13 protein-coding genes are annotated in these 16,861 nt (G+C 65.4%); 8 read left to right on the top strand and 5 right to left on the bottom strand.

Annotated features, from left to right (window positions below):
- Positions 1-105 precede the first annotated feature (105 nt).
- The 5 genes from benA to F6X39_RS04235 all read left to right on the top strand — a co-directional run bounded on the left by benA (position 106) and on the right by F6X39_RS04235 (position 5,180).
- Positions 106-1,473 carry a benzoate 1,2-dioxygenase large subunit gene (gene benA / locus F6X39_RS04255; protein ID WP_187615686.1) on the top strand — a complete coding sequence of 456 codons (1,368 nt, stop codon included), beginning with the start codon at positions 106-108 and terminating at the stop codon, positions 1,471-1,473.
- Positions 1,470-1,961, top strand: a complete 492-nt coding sequence (gene benB / locus F6X39_RS04250) for a benzoate 1,2-dioxygenase small subunit (protein ID WP_018422598.1) — start codon at positions 1,470-1,472, stop codon at positions 1,959-1,961. Before benA ends, benB begins: the two co-directional genes overlap by 4 nt.
- Before the next feature lie 25 nt (positions 1,962-1,986).
- A complete protein-coding gene (gene benC / locus F6X39_RS04245; RefSeq protein ID WP_187615685.1) occupies positions 1,987-3,009 on the top strand; it encodes a benzoate 1,2-dioxygenase electron transfer component BenC in 1,023 nt (340 codons plus the stop codon).
- Positions 3,006-3,797: a 1,6-dihydroxycyclohexa-2,4-diene-1-carboxylate dehydrogenase gene (locus F6X39_RS04240; RefSeq protein WP_187615684.1), complete on the top strand. Its 792-nt coding sequence runs from the start codon at positions 3,006-3,008 to the stop codon at positions 3,795-3,797. Before benC ends, F6X39_RS04240 begins: the two co-directional genes overlap by 4 nt.
- Positions 3,798-3,962: 165 nt before the next feature.
- The gene (locus tag F6X39_RS04235; protein WP_187615683.1) at positions 3,963-5,180 is read left to right on the top strand and encodes a benzoate/H(+) symporter BenE family transporter; all 1,218 of its coding nucleotides are present in this window, start codon (positions 3,963-3,965) and stop codon (positions 5,178-5,180) included.
- A 13-nt stretch (positions 5,181-5,193) separates the two neighbouring features.
- Here F6X39_RS04235 and F6X39_RS04230 read toward each other — a convergent pair whose 3' ends face one another.
- The 5 genes from F6X39_RS04230 to F6X39_RS04210 are packed head-to-tail and all read right to left on the bottom strand — an operon-like array spanning position 5,194 to position 10,515.
- A complete protein-coding gene (locus tag F6X39_RS04230; RefSeq protein WP_187615682.1) occupies positions 5,194-6,720 on the bottom strand; it encodes an efflux transporter outer membrane subunit in 1,527 nt (508 codons plus the stop codon).
- 12 nt (positions 6,721-6,732) lie between these two features.
- Positions 6,733-7,848 (bottom strand): ABC transporter permease, encoded by a 1,116-nt coding sequence (locus F6X39_RS04225; RefSeq protein ID WP_184069711.1) that lies wholly within the window; start codon positions 7,846-7,848, stop codon positions 6,733-6,735.
- Between the two features lie 32 nt (positions 7,849-7,880).
- On the bottom strand, positions 7,881-8,861 hold the full coding sequence (locus tag F6X39_RS04220; protein WP_187615681.1) for an ABC transporter ATP-binding protein: 981 nt from the start codon (positions 8,859-8,861) through the stop codon (positions 7,881-7,883).
- The gene (locus F6X39_RS04215) at positions 8,858-9,823 is read right to left on the bottom strand and encodes an HlyD family secretion protein (RefSeq protein WP_187615680.1); all 966 of its coding nucleotides are present in this window, start codon (positions 9,821-9,823) and stop codon (positions 8,858-8,860) included. Before F6X39_RS04215 ends, F6X39_RS04220 begins: the two co-directional genes overlap by 4 nt.
- A complete protein-coding gene (locus F6X39_RS04210; RefSeq protein ID WP_090810826.1) occupies positions 9,820-10,515 on the bottom strand; it encodes a TetR/AcrR family transcriptional regulator in 696 nt (231 codons plus the stop codon). Before F6X39_RS04210 ends, F6X39_RS04215 begins: the two co-directional genes overlap by 4 nt.
- Positions 10,516-10,918: 403 nt before the next feature.
- On the opposite strand from F6X39_RS04210, the gene F6X39_RS04205 reads away from it, so the two are divergent.
- The 3 genes from F6X39_RS04205 to treA all read left to right on the top strand — a co-directional run bounded on the left by F6X39_RS04205 (position 10,919) and on the right by treA (position 16,770).
- Positions 10,919-12,835 carry a potassium transporter Kup gene (locus F6X39_RS04205; protein WP_187615679.1) on the top strand — a complete coding sequence of 639 codons (1,917 nt, stop codon included), beginning with the start codon at positions 10,919-10,921 and terminating at the stop codon, positions 12,833-12,835.
- 276 nt (positions 12,836-13,111) lie between these two features.
- On the top strand, positions 13,112-14,608 hold the full coding sequence (locus F6X39_RS04200) for an alkaline phosphatase family protein (protein ID WP_187615678.1): 1,497 nt from the start codon (positions 13,112-13,114) through the stop codon (positions 14,606-14,608).
- Positions 14,609-14,961: 353 nt separating this feature from the next.
- Positions 14,962-16,770 carry an alpha,alpha-trehalase TreA gene (treA, locus tag F6X39_RS04195; protein ID WP_187615677.1) on the top strand — a complete coding sequence of 603 codons (1,809 nt, stop codon included), beginning with the start codon at positions 14,962-14,964 and terminating at the stop codon, positions 16,768-16,770.
- The last annotated feature ends 91 nt before the right edge of the window (positions 16,771-16,861 follow it).

The raw sequence follows: 16,861 nt of genomic DNA, 5'->3' as shown, positions 1-16,861 counted from the left end.
CTCCCCGACGTGAAAGACCAACCGGCCACCGGCCTCCCGGCAGGCAGGCCGCTCCCTACACGCGTGCGTCGCACGCATACCGACAGTCCGAATCAGGAGACACGCATGATTCCGATCTACCCGGATCACACTCCGCAACTGAAGAACATCGACGACTTTCTCGTCGAAGACAGCGAGCGCGGCGATTACCGCCTGCATCGCAGCGCGTTTACCGACGAGCGTCTGTTCGAGCTCGAAATGCAGCACATTTTCGAGGGCAACTGGATTTACCTGGCCCACGAAAGCCAGATTCCGAACAACAACGATTACTTCACGACCTACATGGGCCGTCAGCCGGTCGTGATCGCACGCAATCGTCAGGGCGAGCTGAACGCGTTCATCAACTCGTGCACGCATCGCGGCGCGATGCTGTGCCGCCACAAGCGTGGCAACAAGGCGACCTATACGTGCCCGTTCCACGGCTGGACCTTCAACAACAGCGGCAAGCTGCTGAAGGTCAAGGACCCCGCGGACGCCGGCTATCCCGACTGCTTCAACAAGGAAGGCTCGCACGACCTGAAGAAGCTCGCGCGCTTCGGCAACTATCGCGGCTTCCTGTTCGGCAGCCTGAGCGATGACGTGCCGCCGCTCGAAACGTTCCTCGGCGAGGCCGCGCGCATCATCGACATGATCGTCGACCAGTCGGAAGACGGTCTCGAAGTGCTGCGCGGCTCGTCGACCTATACGTACGAAGGCAACTGGAAGCTGACCGCCGAAAACGGCGCGGACGGTTATCACGTGTCGGCCGTGCACTGGAACTATGCGGCAACGACCAATCATCGCAAGGAAGAGAACGCGCGCGAAGACAAGATCCGCGCGATGGATGCCGGCAGCTGGGGCCGTCAGGGCGGCGGCTTCTACGCGTTCGAGCACGGTCACATGCTGCTGTGGACGCGCTGGGCGAATCCCGAAGACCGTCCGAATTTCAGCCGCCGCGAGGAATTCGCCGCGCGCTGCGGCGCCGAGCGCGCCGACTGGATGATCCAGAACTCGCGCAACCTGTGCCTCTACCCGAACGTGTATCTGATGGACCAGTTCGGCTCGCAGATTCGCGTGCTGCGGCCGCTGTCGGTCAACAAGACCGAGGTGACGATCTACTGCATCGCGCCGAAGGGCGAGTCCGACGACGCGCGCTTGCGCCGCATCCGTCAATACGAGGACTTTTTCAACGTGAGCGGCATGGCCACCCCCGACGACCTCGAGGAATTCCGCGCCTGCCAGTTGGGCTACGCGGGCCGCGCGGTCGAATGGAACGACATGTGCCGCGGTTCGAAGCACTGGATCGACGGCGCGGACGAAGCCGCGCAAAAGATCGGCCTCAATCCGGTAATGAGCGGTGTGAAGACGGAGGACGAGGGCCTCTACACGGTGCAGCACCGCTACTGGATCGACACGATGAAAAAGGCGCTGAATGCGCCGGGGAGCCGCGCATGAGCAACATCGCCATCACCGATATTCAGGCTTTCCTGTTCCGCGAAAGCCGCCTGCTCGACGACGAGCAATGGGACGAGTGGCTCGCCTGCTATCACCCGGACGCGTCGTTCTGGATGCCGTCGTGGGACGACGAGGACAAGCTCGTCACCGATCCGCAGCGCGAGATTTCGCTGATCTACTATCCGAACCGCCAGGGCCTCGAAGACCGCGTGTTCCGCATCAAGACCGAGCGTTCGAGCGCGACGATGCCCGACACGCGCACGAGCCACAACCTGGCCAACGTCGAAGTGGAGAGCGCGGACAACGGCGTGTACACGGTGCGCTTCAACTGGCACACGCTGAGCCATCGCTACAAGACGAACTACAGCTACTTCGGCATGTCGCGCTACGTGATCGACTTCAACGGCGCGCAGCCGCAAATCCTGAGCAAGTACGTCGTGCTGAAGAACGACTACATCAATCAGGTCATCGACATCTACCACATCTAGCCGGTGCGGTTGCAGGAGACAGGTCATGGAACACACTATTGCACTTCAGTTCGAAGACGGCGTCACGCGCTTCATCAGCTGCCGTGAGAACGAAACGCTGTCGGATGCCGCTTACCGGCAGAAGATCAACATTCCGCTCGATTGCCTTGAAGGCGCGTGCGGCACCTGTCGGGGGCTGTGCGAATCGGGTGCGTACGACATGCCCGAGTCGAGCTACGTCGAAGATGCGTTGACCCCCGAGGAAGCGAGTCAGGGCTATATCCTCGCGTGCCAGACACGGCCGCGCTCGGATCTGGTGATTCGCGTGCAGGCGTCGTCGGCGGCGTGCAAGACCGGGGTGTCGCGTTTCGAAGGCACGCTCGCGGCGGTCGAACGGCTGTCGGATTCGACGATCCATTTCTCGATCGATATCGACGGCGCGAGCGCGCCGAGCTTTCTCGCGGGTCAATACGTGAACGTCGAGATTCCGGGCGCGAGCGGCGAGAGCCGGTCGTACTCGTTCAGCTCGGCGCCGGGCGCGACGCGCGCGGCGTTCGTCGTGCGCAACGTGCCGGACGGCAAGATGAGCGGCTTTCTGAGCAACGATGCGCAGCCTGGTCAGCAGATCGGCTTCACGGGTCCGTATGGCAGCTTCTATCTGCGCGATCCGCAGCGTCCGGTGCTGTTCCTCGCGGGCGGCACCGGCATCGCACCGTTTCTGTCGATGCTCGACGTGCTGAAGGCGAGCGGCAACCTGCAGCCGGTGCGCCTCGTATACGGCGTGACCAACGACATCGATCTGGTCGCGCTAGAACAGATCGAGGAGGCGCAGCGCTCGCTGCCGAATTTCAGCTATCGCACCTGTGTCGTCGATTCCGCGAGCAGCCACGAGCGCAAGGGCTACGTGACCGCGCATGTGGATAGCGAATGGCTGAACGACGGCGACGTCGACGTGTACCTGTGCGGCCCGGTCGCGATGGTCGAAGCGGTGCAGGGCTGGCTGCGCGACAGCAGCGTCGAGCCCGCGAACTTCTACTACGAAAAATTCTCGGCGAGCAACGTAGCATGACTTCGACCTTTACCGATCGCTTCAAGGGCAAGGTGCTCGTCGTGACCGGCGCGGGCCAGGGCATCGGCCGTGGCGTCGCGTTGCGCGCGGCGCGCGAGGGTGCGGCTTTGGTGCTGGTCGACCGTTCGCCGATCGTGCACGAGGTGGCCGAAGAGATCACGTGCGCAGGCGGCGATGCGCGCGCGTTCATCGCCGACCTCGAAACCTATGCGGGCGCGGCCGCGATGACGGCCTTCGCGATCGAGGCGTTCGGCCGCATCGACGCGCTCGTCAACAACGTCGGCGGCACGATCTGGGCGAAGCCGTACGAGGAATATGAAGCAGAGCAGATCGAGGCTGAGGTGCGGCGTTCGCTGTTCCCGACGCTATGGTGCTGCCACGCGGTGTTGCCCGTGATGCTGAAGCGCGCGAGCGGGGCAATCGTCAACGTATCGTCGATTGCGACGCGCAGTATCTATCGCGTGCCGTATGCGGCGTCGAAAGGCGGCGTCAACGCGCTGACCGCGAGCCTCGCGTTCGAGCATGCCGAACACGGCATCCGCATCAACGCGGTCGCGACCGGCGGCACCGAAGCGCCGCCGCGCCGCGTGCCGCGCAATACGGCACCGCAAAGCGAGCAGGAAGCGACGTGGTATCAGGGCATCGTCGATCAGACGATCGCGTCGAGCCTGATGCATCGCTACGGCACGATCGACGAACAGGTCGGCGCGATCCTGTTCCTCGCTTCCGATGACGCGTCGTATATCACCGGCACCGTGCTGCCGGTCGGCGGCGGCGATCAGGGCTAGCGAGCGGCTGCGGCTGAACAATGCCGATAGGCCGCGCGGCGATCGTCCTTCATACTATCGGCCCGGAATGACTCCGCGCTCTGACGGTGACTTGCAACGACCAGCGGCAACCTGCGCCGCGAGGCGCGTGTCACCGACAGCGGGCCGCCCTGACCCACATCGACGATGAATCCCACCCCTAGCCAGGCGCCGACCACGCGCGCCGTTGCGGCCGACTGGTCCGTGTCCGCCGTCGCGGCCGGCTTTCTGGCCGTGCTGATTTCGTACGCGGGCCCGCTCGTGATCTTCTTCCAGGCGGCGCAAGCGGCCCACATGCCCAACGAGATGGTCGCGTCGTGGGTATGGGGCATCTCGATCGGCGCGGCCGTCTCCGGCATCTTCGCGAGCTGGAAGCTGAAAGTGCCGGTCGTGACCGCGTGGTCGGCGCCCGGCACCGCGCTGCTGGTCGGACTGTTTCCCGCGTTGACGCTGCATCAGGCGGTGGGCGCGTATCTGAGCGCCGCCGTGATCATTCTGCTGATCGGTATCTCGGGCTATTTCGACCGCATGGTGCGCAGCATTCCGAAGGGCATCGCCTGCGGGATGATGGCCGGCATTCTGCTGCAGTTCGGCACGCATGCGTTCAAGGCGGCGGCGTCGATGCCCGCATTGGCGTTCGGCATGATCGGCGCGTACATCGTGTTCAGGCGCCTGCTGCCGCGCTATTGCATCGTGCTGGTGCTGTTGACGGGCACGGTGCTCGCCATCGCGCTCGGCGCCGCGCACCTGGGCGCGCTGCCGCTGCAGGTCACGCGGCCGATCTTCATCAAACCCGAATGGACGCTGAGTTCGACGCTGAGTCTTGCGTTGCCGCTCGTGGTCGTCAGTCTGACCGGGCAGTTTCTGCCGGGGATGGCGATTCTGCGCGTGTCCGGCTATCACACGCCGGCCCGGCCGATCATCACCGCGACGAGCATCGCGTCGATCGGGGTGGCGTTTTTCGGTGGCATCACGATCGTGATCGCCGCGATCACGGCGGCGTTGTGCACGGGCAAGGATGCGCACGACGACCCGGACAAGCGCTATATCGCGGGCATGGCGAACGGCGTGTTCTATCTGATCGGCGGCACGTTCGCCGGTGCGATCGTCGCGCTGTTCACGATGCTGCCGAAGGAGTTCGTCGCGATTCTGGCGGGCCTCGCGTTGATCGGTGCGATCACGTCGAACGTGATGGGCGCGATCCAGGACGAAGACCATCGCGAGGCCTCCGTGATCACGTTTCTCGCGACCGCATCCGGTATGACGTTCCTCGGGCTCGGCTCCGCGTTCTGGGGCATCGTGATCGGCTCGTTCGCGTACCTCGTGCTGAACAAGGTGCGGCGCGAGACGGCGGCAAACCGATGACCAACCGATCGACTCAAGGCCGCGCCCCGAGCGCCTGATAGAGCGCGGCGGTATCGGCATAACGCTGCGCGGCGGCTTTGGTGCGATCGAGTCCGGTCTGCAATTCCTGACGCTGCGTATCGAGCAGTGTCAATTGACTGATGCCGCCCGCCGCATACCGCTGGCTGGCGATCCCTGCGCTGTGTTGTGCGCTGCGCTGCGCGGCGTCGAGTGCCTGCAATGCAATCGCGTCCTGATCGAGCGCGCGCAGCGCGTCGGCGACCTGTTGCAGTCCCTGCAGCACGGTTTGCTTGTAGACGGCGAGCGCCGCTTGCCAGGCCGCCTCCGACGAGCGCTTGCGCGCCAGCAGTTCACCGCCGTGGAACAGCGGCTGCGTGAGACCCGCTCCGAAATTCCACACGTTGAAGCCCGTCAGCAGATCGGACACGTTGACGCGTTCGGTCGCCGCGCTGCCCGACAGCGTGATGCGCGGATACAGGTTCGCGGTCGCGACGCCGATGTTCGCGCTCGCCTGATGCAACAGCGCCTCGGACGCGCGAATGTCGGGCCGCTGCCGCGCGAGCGTCGACGGCAAGGTCAGTGGCAGATCGGCCGGCAGCACTAGCGTGTCGAGGTCGAGCGCGGCGAGGTCGTGGGTGGTGGCCAATTCCGCCGGCGCGCGTCCCAGATAGATCGCGAGTTGATGATCGGTCTGCGCAAGCTGCGTGCGCAATGGCGGTAACGTCGCGCGGGTTTGCTGCACGAGCGTGCGCTGGCTCAGCAGATCGACCTCGGAGATGCCGCCCGCGCCATAGCGGCGTTCGGCGATATCGAGTTGCTGCATCTGGTTGGCGAGCAGCGCTTCGGTGAGGGCGATCTGCCGCGCGAGCGACGCGCGCCGGATCGCCGCCGTCACGACGTTGCCCGCGACCGTCAAACGCGCGGCTTCGAGTTCGTATTGCTGATAGTCGACCTGCGCGGCCACCGCTTCGAGCGCGCGGCGATTCGCACCGAACAGATCGAGCGTGTACGACACCGTGACCTGTGCGCTGTACAGCGTGAACGGCGCAAACGCGCGACCCTGCGTCAGCTGACCGAAGCCGAGCGCCTCGGGATCGATCTTCTCGCGCGTGGTCGACAGGTTCGCATCGACTTGCGGCCATAGCGTGCCGCCCGCCTGTGCGCGATAGTCCTGCTGCGCTTCGTCGAGTTTCGCGCGGGCTTGCGCGAGAGTCGGGCTATCGTCGAGCGCCTGTTGCACGAGCGCGTCCAGCGCCGGCGAGCCGAAAGCGCGCCACCAGCCGTCGCCGGGCACCTCGGTCGGCACGAAGTGTTGCGCGGCGCCGCCGGGACCATCGGCTGCGACGGTGCTCGCCGCAAGCGGCGCGGCGGTATAGCTCGACACGCGGGTCACGTCGGGTCGATGGAAATCCGGGCCGACGGTGCACGCGCACAATGCCGCGCTTGCGCAGAAGCCGGCGAGCCGGCGCAGGGCGGAACGCTGGGACCAACAAGCCGCGCGATGAAAAACCGCGTCACGAAAGCCAGGAGCGGAACACATTGCAGGCCTTCCTCAATCGAGCGTGCGCCGATAGAACTTCACGGCGATACCCATTACGACGAACAGAAAGATCAGCAGCGGCCATACATGCGGCCACATGTCGGCCCAACCGACGCCCTTGAGCAGAATGCCGCGCACCAGCCGGTTGAAGTAGGTGAGCGGCAACAGGTTGCCGATGTACTGCGCCCACTTCGGCATGCCCGCGAACGGAAACATGAAACCCGACAGCAGGATGTTGGGCAGAAAATAGAACATCGTCAGTTGCATGGCCTGCAACTGGTTCTGCGCGAGCGACGACAGCGTAATGCCGATCGTCAGATTGGCCGCAACGAACAATAAAGCGGACAGATACAGCGCGATCAGACTGCCTTCGAACGGCACGTTGAACACGAAGCGCGCCGCCGCGAGAATGATGCTGACCTGCACCAGGCCGATCGCCACGTAAGGCACGATCTTGCCGGTCATCACTTCGAGCGGCAGTACCGGTGTGGCGAGCAGATTTTCCATCGTGCCGCGCTCGCGTTCACGCGTGATCGCGAGGCCCGTCATCATCACCATCGTCATCGTCAGAATCACCCCCATCAGGCCGGGCACCACGTTGTACTGGGTCAGGCTTTCGGGGTTGTAGAGCCGGTGCAATTGAACGTCGAAAGCGGCGGGGCCGACCGCGAGCGTCGACAGCGGACCCGTGAGGTCCTTCTGCAACACCGACTGCGCGATCGACGGCAGCGCGCCGAGCGCGGTGCCCACCGCGGTGGGGTCCGTCGCGTCGGCTTCGACGAGCAGCGATGGCCGCGCGCCCTTGGCCAGATCGCGCGTGAAACCGACGGGGATATTCAGCACGAACAGCACCTTGCCCTGCGCGAGCGCGCGCCGACCGGATTCTTCGTCGGGCAGCGTCGATACGATGTCGAAGTAATCGGAGTTGCGCATCGCCATCAGGAAACTGCGCGTGAACTCGCTGTGATCGGCGGCGATGACGGCGGTCGGCAGATGCTTGGGGTCGGTATTGATCGCGAAGCCGAACAGCGCCATCTGCATGATCGGCAGCACGATCATCATCGCAAACGTGATGCGGTCGCGCTTCAGTTGCAAAAACTCCTTGCGCACGACGCTCCACCAACGCATCAGCGAAAAGCGTGGAAGTCGGCGCGCGGAATTCACGATGCTTTGCCCGAAGGGGTGGCGTAATTGTCGGTCGAGCGGTTCATCATGAAGATGAACACGTCCTCGAGGCCGGTTTCCTGTGGTTCGATCCGCAACGCCGGGTCCGAATGAGCCAGCTGGTCGATCGTGGCGTGGAGTTCGGGCGTGTCCGGACCGCTTACGTGCAGCGACGAACCGAACGCCACCGTCTGCTCGACGCCGGGCGAGCGGCGCAGCCGGTCGCCGAGCTCGACGAGATTCTGGCCGTACACGGCCCACGTCACGAGCCCTTGCGAATCGATGACCTGTTTCGACGTGCCCTGCGCGAGCAGCTTGCCGTAGGCGATATAAGCGAGCTTGTGGCAGCGTTCCGCTTCGTCCATATAGTGCGTGCTGACGAGCACCGAGATGCCGCGCGCCGCGAGGCGATGCAACTCTTCCCAGAAGTCGCGGCGCGCGCTCGGGTCGACACCTGCGGTCGGTTCGTCGAGCAGCAGCAGTTCCGGCTCATGGAGCATGCACGCGGCCAGCGCGAGACGCTGCTTCCATCCGCCCGACAGTGCGCCGGCCAACTGCTTCGCACGGCTTTGAAGGCCAAGCTGTTCGAGCGCGCGATCGACCGCCTCGCGGCGGTTCTTCATCTCGTAGATGCGCGCGACGAAGTCGAGGTTTTCGCGGATCGTCAGATCTTCCCAATAGGAGAAGCGCTGCGTCATATAACCGGTGCGCCGCTTGATCTGCGCGCTGTCCCGCACGATGTCGTAGCCGAGACACGTGCCGCTGCCGGAGTCGGGCGTCAGCAGTCCGCACATCATGCGGATGCAGGTGGTCTTGCCGCTGCCGTTGGGGCCGAGAAAGCCGAAAATCTCGCCGCGCTGCACGCGCATCGTGACATCGTTGACCACGTGCTTGCTGCCGAAATGCTTGTTCAGCCCCTGCACGTCGATCGCGTACACGGGGTCGCTGGCATTGCCGGGGGGCGCGGGCGCACTCATTGCAGCGTGACCGTGACGGGCTGGCCGGGCCGCAGCTTCGGCGCATCGGCGGTCTGTGGTCGGGCTTCGACCATGAACACGAGTTTCGCGCGGCTTTCGTTGCTGAAGATCACCGGCGGCGTGTACTCCGCCTGGTCCGAAATGAAGCTGAGCACGGCCGGCACATCGGCCGCGCAACCGTCGCAATGAATCGATACGCGACGGCCCGGCGCGAGCGAACCGACCACTCCCTGGGGCACGAAAAAGCGCACCTTGACGTTCTCCGGCGGCAGCATGCGCACGACGGGGCTGCCGGCCGGCACCCATTCGCCGCTGCGATACATCGTGTCGAACACGAGGCCGGCGTGCGGCGCGTGCACGCTTTTCTGATCGAGCTTCCATTGGGCCTGGCCGAGCTGGGCCTGCGCCGCGTCGACCTGCGCCTGCTGCGCGCGGATCTGTTCGATCCGCCCAGGCAGACGCGCGACGGCCAGCTGGCTTTGCAACTCACGCACGTGCGCGGCGCTCGACAACGCGGTCGCGCGCGAGTCGTCGAGCTGGCTTTGCGCGATGCCGCCCGCGCCGAATTGCTGTTGGTCGCGGCGGAACTGCGTCGCGGCGCGCGCCGCATCGGCTTCGGCCTGCACGAGTTGCGCGCGCGTCACAGCGACTTCCGGCGGACGCTTGCCGGTTCCAAGGTCGGCAAGCTGGGCGCGGGCCGAGCGCAATTGCTCGGCCGCCTGCGCGACGGCGTCGGTTTCGTTCTGCGCTTCGAGCGCGAAGAGCGGCGTGTTCTGCGCGACGGTCTGCCCGCGCGAGACCGCGAGCTCGGTCAACTGTCCCGCCTGCGAAGACGCGAGGTACAGGAACTCGCCTTCCACATAGCCTTGCCACGTGTTCGCCGGTGGTCGCGAACAGCTTGCGCACGCGATGCACAGCGCGAGCAACGCGGCACGTCGGGATGAGCTGGCGAACACGATCATGACGGCTTCCCCTTCGCGCGGCGTGCGGTGGACGTCGCCCCGGTTGCGGCCTTGGCGTTGGTCTCGACCGCCGTGGTTGCGCTCATGCCCTGCGCGAGCAGCGCGACGACATGGCGTTCGAGCGTCGCGCGATCGAACGAGGTGCGCGGATTCAGGCGCTGCCAGATCCTCGCGGTTGCCTGCGGCAGCATCACCAGAGCGAGCACCGAGTTGAACAGCAGCAACGGTTCGAGCTGGGCGTTCAACTGACCCGACGCGCAGCCACGCGCGATGTTCTGACCGAACGCGGCGAGCTTTTGCACGGGGATGCGCGCAAACGCGCGCTCGCGCAGCAAACCGCCTTCGTTGACGATCTCGCGCAGCCAGAGCGAAGGCAGCCACGGCATGGTTTCGGTGACATCGAACATGCGCTTGACGATGCCTTGCGTCAGTGCGAGCGGTTCGTCGTGTTCGGGATCGACCGGGTCCCAGATCGCGCCGAACGCGGCGACGAGCCTTTCCTCGAACAACGCGTCGAGCAGCTTTTCGCGCGTCTGGAACCAGTAGTGCACCATCGCGGATGTCACGCCGCTCGCCGCCGCGATCTGCGCAACCGTCGTGTTGGCGATACCGCGCTCGGCGAACAGCGCCACCGCGACATCGAGCAGATGTTCGCGTGCGTCGAAGTCCTGCGGATGAGGACGGCGACCCATTCGGGAACGGGCGGCTTGCGGCATGGACACCAGACTAATTGATGAGTTAGTTAGTTTTAACTCATTGATATTAGGATATTTTCCGGTATGGCGAAGGAGGGGAAACCCCTGGCGGCTGGCGGCCTTTATTCTCTCGTTGATCCGCGTCAGGAAACGCGCGACGTCACTGCCTGGTAGCTTCGCTTTCGCCGTTCCGCCTGGCGTTAAGCTGACAATGGACGGCAGCCGGCATCCCCGCGCGAAGCGCATTTTCGCCGGAAATTTCTATACTTTCTCTAGCGCACACCCGGCACGATCCAGCCCGTACGACCCAAACGAATTCACATCAACGAAACGAAAGAATCGAAGCGAACCCGCGGCGCGGCCCTCACGGCTCACGCGCGATTCGTATGAGGAGGGAGACATGGCACATTCCGCATCCGCCGCGCCGGCGAAGGAAGGCCACGGCGAAGCCTCGCCGGCTCTGCCAGCGCTCGCGCTGGCCGCGCTCGGCGTGGTCTATGGCGACATCGGCACGAGCCCGCTCTATACGCTCGCCACCGTGTTCGATCCCAGCAACGGTCTCACGCTCAATGCTTTCAATATCGTCGGCATCGTCTCGCTGATCTTCTGGTCGCTGATGATCGTCGTTTCACTCAAGTACGTCGTACTGATCCTGCGGGCGAACAATCATGGCGAAGGCGGCATCATGGCGCTGCTCGCGCTCGCGGCGTCGTCGATCGCGTCGCGGCCGCGTTTGCGTCGCGGCCTCCTCGTGGTGGGCGTGATGGGCGCGGCGCTGTTCTTCGGCGATAGCGTGATCACGCCGGCCATTTCCGTGCTGAGCGCCGTGGAAGGGCTCGAAGTCGTCGAGCCCGGGCTCAAGACCTATGTGATTCCAGTGACGCTCGCCGCGCTCATCATCCTGTTCGTCACGCAAAAGCACGGCACCGGCGGCATCGGCGCCGTGTTCGGGCCCGTGATGGTGCTCTGGTTCGTCGTGATCGGCGTGGCGGGCGTTGCGAACATCATGGCCGCGCCGGTCGTGCTGTATGCGCTCAATCCGCTGGAAGGGCTCGGCTTCGTCATGCATCACCGCTGGCTCGCGTTCGTCGCGCTCGGCGCGGTGGTACTCTCGCTGACGGGCGCCGAGGCGCTCTACGCCGACATGGGCCATTTCGGCAAGCGACCCATCCGCCTTACCTGGTTCGGCGTCGTTTTTCCCGCGCTCGCGCTCAACTATCTGGGCCAGGGCGCGCTGCTGCTGGCGAACCCCGGCGCGGTGCAAAACCCGTTCTACCGCCTGTTCCCGCAGTGGGCCATCGTGCCGATGATCGTGCTGGCGACGATCGCCACCGTGATCGCCTCGCAGGCCGTTATTTCGGGCACCTATTCGATGACGATGCAGGCCATGCAGCTTTCCTTCCTGCCGCGCATGAACGTCGTGCATACGTCGGAGCGCGAGATCGGGCAAATCTACGTGCCCGGCATCAACTGGATCCTGTTGATCGCCGTGGTTGCGGCGGTGTTGGGCTTCCGCTCGTCCACGGCGCTCGGGTCCGCGTATGGCATCGCCGTGACCGGCACGATGCTCATCACCACGTTCCTGACGTTCTTCGTCGTGCATTACGCGTGGCGCTACAACTGGCTGCTGTGCCTGCTGTCCACCGCGTTCTTCTTCGTGATCGACGCGTTGTTCTTCTCGGCTAATCTGCTCAAGATCGTCGATGGAGGCTGGTTCCCGCTCGTGATCGGCGCGATCGTGTTCACGGTCATGGCGACGTGGGGACGCGGCTGGGAAATGATGCTGGCCGAGGCGCGCGTGCGGGCGGGAAAGACGCCGCTCAAGCCGTACCTCGCTGCGCTGCTCGAAAGTTCGCCGACGCGCGTGGGCGGCACGGCGATCTTCCTGACGCCGGACGCCGAAGCGGTGCCGCACGCGCTCGTCAACAACCTGCGGCACAACCGTGTGCTGCATGAGCGCACGGTTTTCCTGAGCGTAATAACGAAGAACGTGCCGTGGGTGGCCGACAGCGAGCGCGTGCAGATCAGGCCGCTGTGCACGGGTTGCTGGCACGCAACGGTGAAGTACGGATTCAAGGACGAAGTGGACTTGCCGCGCACGCTGGCCGCCTACAAATCGCCGGAACTGGCCTTCAACCTGGACGACACATCGTGGTTCCTGAGCCGCGCGGCCGTGGTGCCCAAACGCGGCCATGGCATGGCGCTATGGCGCGAGCGGCTTTTCGCGGTGATGCTGCACAACGTGGGCAATATCGCGGCGTTCTTCAAACTACCGGCCAATCGCGTGATCGAAGTCGGCGCGCGCGTGGAGATCTAGAGCGCGCCGTTCAGCAAGCGTGGAGCAGCGGCCGGGCTGCTTCGATACTCCTCGGCCCCGTAACCGCCGCGCCTGCGTAGTCAGCACGCGAGGCGGAGGCGAATCGCCCTTGTCCCACGCTAGCGTTGAGCGCCGCTTCGCAACGGCCCTCGGATACCTCGGGTTCGAAACTTGCTGGCCACGACCAACCCGCCGCTCGAATCGGCGCGCGCGTTTTGCTTCGCGGCAGGCTGGCATGGACGGACGCCCGCGCCGCATCCAACGAGGAGACGTGTCATGGGCGACGAGACTCACCAGAATCACGGACACGACCGCCGCCGCTTTCTTGCGGGTGTGGCCGCGGTGGCCGGCAGCGTTGCGCTATCGGGTTGCGGAGGCGGCGGTGGATTGGGCGGAGACGGCCAACCGGGCGGAGGGAGTGCCAGCGACCCCACGCCCTCGATTACCGACATCCCATCGCCCAACGCCGCCGACCGCTACAGCCTGCCGCGCCCGGCGTTGCCCGCGCCGGCCAGTTCGGGCATCGACTTCATCGTGCTGGTCACGATGGAAAATCGTTCCTTCGACCATTTCCTCGGCTGGGTGCCGGGGGCCGAGGGCATGCCCGCGAACCAGCACTTCAAAGACGCGTTCGGCGCGACGCAAACGCCGTTTTCCCTCGCGGCGAATGCCGCGTACGGCTATCAGGCGTGCGCCTACCAGGACCCCAATCACAGCTTCTCGGGGGCTCGCACGCAACTGGCATCGGGTGCGATGAATGGCTGGCTGCTCACGCCGGGCACGAGCCTGATCCCGGGCGACCTGCTGCCTATCGGCTACTACACGTCGGCCGATCTTCAATTTTTCAACGCCGTGGCGAGCAGTTATACGATCGGCGACTTCTACTTCAGCGGCATCCTGACCAGCACCTTTCCCAATCGCCTCTATCTGCATAGCGGCGCAACGGATCGGCTCGACGACAGCACCGACACTTCGTCACTCGCCACGATCTGGGACAAGCTGAGCGACGGCAATATCGACTGTCACTACTACTTCCACGACGTGCCGTTCACGGCGCTTTATGGCACGCGTTATCTGGGCATTTCGCGCCCGTTTGCGGATTTCCTCGTGAATGCCGCGGCCGGGACGCTGCCGCCATTCTGCATGGTCGATCCGTCTTTCACGGGCGAGCCGGAAGGCGTTTCCACCGACGATCATCCGCATGCCGACATCCGCGACGGCGAGGCGTTTCTCGCGCAGGTCTACGAGGCGCTGCGCACGAGCCCGACGTGGAGCCGCACGCTGATGATCGTCGTCTACGACGAATGGGGCGGCTTTCTCGAGCACGTGGTGCCGCCCACCAGGCCGATCAGCAACAGCGAGCTCACACTCGGCAACGACGGCAAGCTCGGCTTTCGCGTGCCGCTCGCGCTGCTTGGCCCGCGCGTGCGCGCGAACTCGATCACGCGCTATCCGTTCGACCCCAGCTCGATTCACGCGCTGCTGCAATGGCGCTTCGGCTTACAGCCGCTTGGCGTGCGCGGCAGCGATCCGGCGACGTTCAATCTCGCCTACGCGCTCGCTCTCGACGACCCGCCGCGCACCGACGCTCCCGCGTTCACGGTCGCCCAAGGGCCGTTCGGCGGGACGTGTCTGGGGGCGGCGGCGCCTTTGCCGTCAAGCTCCGTAGCGGCGATCGATCAGTCGCAAAAGCTGGCGATCAACCCGACGGCGGACCGCTTCGCGGATCTGCGCGCGAAGGCGGCGTCTCTAGGATTCCGGACCGGAGGCTAAGCTGGGTTTCCGCTTAAAATGAGCGGGCCGCAAGCCGGCGCCGGACCGGGCCGCGCTGGATTCTGAATGGCAGCGCGCACGGCAGGATGCACGGTCTGATGAAGGCTCATGCCTTCAGCGCAGTTTGGTGAGAAACGCTTGCGCGCGACATCGTTTTGCGAAGCGGGCCCCGCACTTGTTGGCGAGACCGTCTCGAAGCCCCGCGGCAGCGTGCAGCATGTCATCGGCGCGCGCGGCGGGCCGCCTACGTCGACCTCACCGCGTCGCCCTCAACGGGTCCGCCGATGCCATTTCGTTACGATCTTCCCGTTTGGTGTTCCCGCGAGCGGCCGTACCGCCGCGTTGTAGCCTCCGTGGCCGCCGCGCTGGCGTTCGCCGCAAGCACCAGCGTCATTGCGCAATCCGCGCCGACGGTCGCCCAGACCCAGGCGGCCGCGCCGGCCGTTACGCTGCCCGCATCGGCCGCCGCCGCGAATGCCGCCAGCAGCGCCGCGGACCGGCACGTCGAAAACACGGATCACGCGCAGCCGTCGCCGGTCGTGCCGACGCCGCCGTCCGAGCTGTACGGCGAGCTGTATCGCGACGTCGAACTCGCGCATCTTTACCCGGACAGCAAGACGTTTGCCGATATGTCGCCAGGCGAGCCGCCGGCCCAGGTCATCGCCGACTACGACAGCCAGCGTGCTCAGCCGCGCTTCGACCTGAAACAATTTGTCGAACAGCGCTTCACGCTGCCCCCGCGCGCGCCGAAGCGCTACGCGTCCGATCCCGACGAGAGCGTCACCGCGCACATCGATACGCTGTGGAGCGTGCTGCGCCGCGAACCGGATGCGAGCGCGAGCCCGTACTCGTCGCTGTTGCCGCTGCCGTCGCCGTACATCGTGCCGGGCGACCGCTTCGACGAGATCTACTACTGGGATTCGTACTTCATCCTGCTGGGGCTCGACGCGAGCGGCCAGCACGCGCTCGTCGACGACGAGCTGAACAATTTCTCGACGTTGATCGACCGCTATGGCCACATCCCCAACGGCAATCGCACGTATTACCTGAGCCGTTCGCAGCCGCCGTTCTTCGCGCAGATGGTGCAGCTCGTCGCGCGGAAGGAGGGCGATCAGGTCTACGCCCGCTATCTGCCCGAGCTGCGCCGTGAATACGCGTACTGGATGGCCGGCAGCGACCGTCTCGCGCCGGGCAACGCGGCGCGCCATCTCGTGCGCCTCGCCGACGGTACGCTGCTCAATCGCTACTGGGACGAGCGCGCGGCGCCGCGCGACGAGTCGTACCGCGAGGATGTGATGACGGCGCAGCGGATGCCGCAACGCGATGCGCAGGATTTGTGGCGCAACCTGCGCGCGGGCGGCGAAACCGGCTGGGACTTCAGCTCGCGCTGGTTCGCCGACGGCAGGACGCTCGCGAGCATCGACGTGACCTCGCTGGTGCCAGTGGACCTGAACTGCCTGATGGTGGACCTCGAACGCACGCTCGCGAAAGCCTACCGTGTGACCGGCGACGCAGGCCACGCCGAAAACCTCGAACTACGTGCCCGGGTGCGCGCCGATGCGATCCGCCGGGTGCTGTGGGATCCGCAACTGCACGCTTTCGGCGACTACGACTTCGTGCACCGCACGCTCACGCACCGGCTTACCGCCGCGACGGTGTACCCGCTTTACGCCGGCGTCGCGACACGCAACGACGCGCGCGAAGTGGCGCAGACGATCCGGCGCGATCTGCTGCGTCCGGGCGGTCTCGCGACGACGCGGACCAACACCGGCCAGCAGTGGGACGAGCCGAACGGCTGGGCGCCGCTGCAGTACCTCGCGGTGATCGGGCTGCGCCGCTATAGCGAGCCGGAGCTCGCGCGCGATATCGCGACGCGCTGGATCCGCACCGACGTCGCGTACTACCAGCGCACCGGCAAGCTGGTCGAGAAGTACGACGTCGACGCGAGCGGCAAGTCGGCGGGGGGCGGCGAGTATCCGCTGCAGGACGGCTTTGGCTGGACCAATGGCGTGCTGCGCGTGCTGATGCAGCTCTATCCGGATGCGGTGAGTTCGACGCGGCCGGCCGATCTGCCGGGCGGCGCGGTGGGGGTGTCGGATGCGGCGGCATCGGCGGCGGCTGCGCCGCAGACGTCGCACAGCACGTCGCCCGCGGGCCACTAGTTGCAAACGAGGCGCGCAGCCAGGCCCGCGCGTTCCGAAGAGGTAGTAGCGATACCAGGATGATCGGTTGACTGCCTGGCGGCGGCGCAGC

Origin of the sequence: Paraburkholderia sp. UCT2 (assembly GCF_014397665.1) — a bacterium.
In the GTDB taxonomy this organism is placed as follows: domain Bacteria; phylum Pseudomonadota; class Gammaproteobacteria; order Burkholderiales; family Burkholderiaceae; genus Paraburkholderia; species Paraburkholderia tuberum.
The sequence above is the reverse complement of the archived record's forward strand: the minus strand, read 5'-3'. Positions and strand labels throughout refer to the sequence as shown.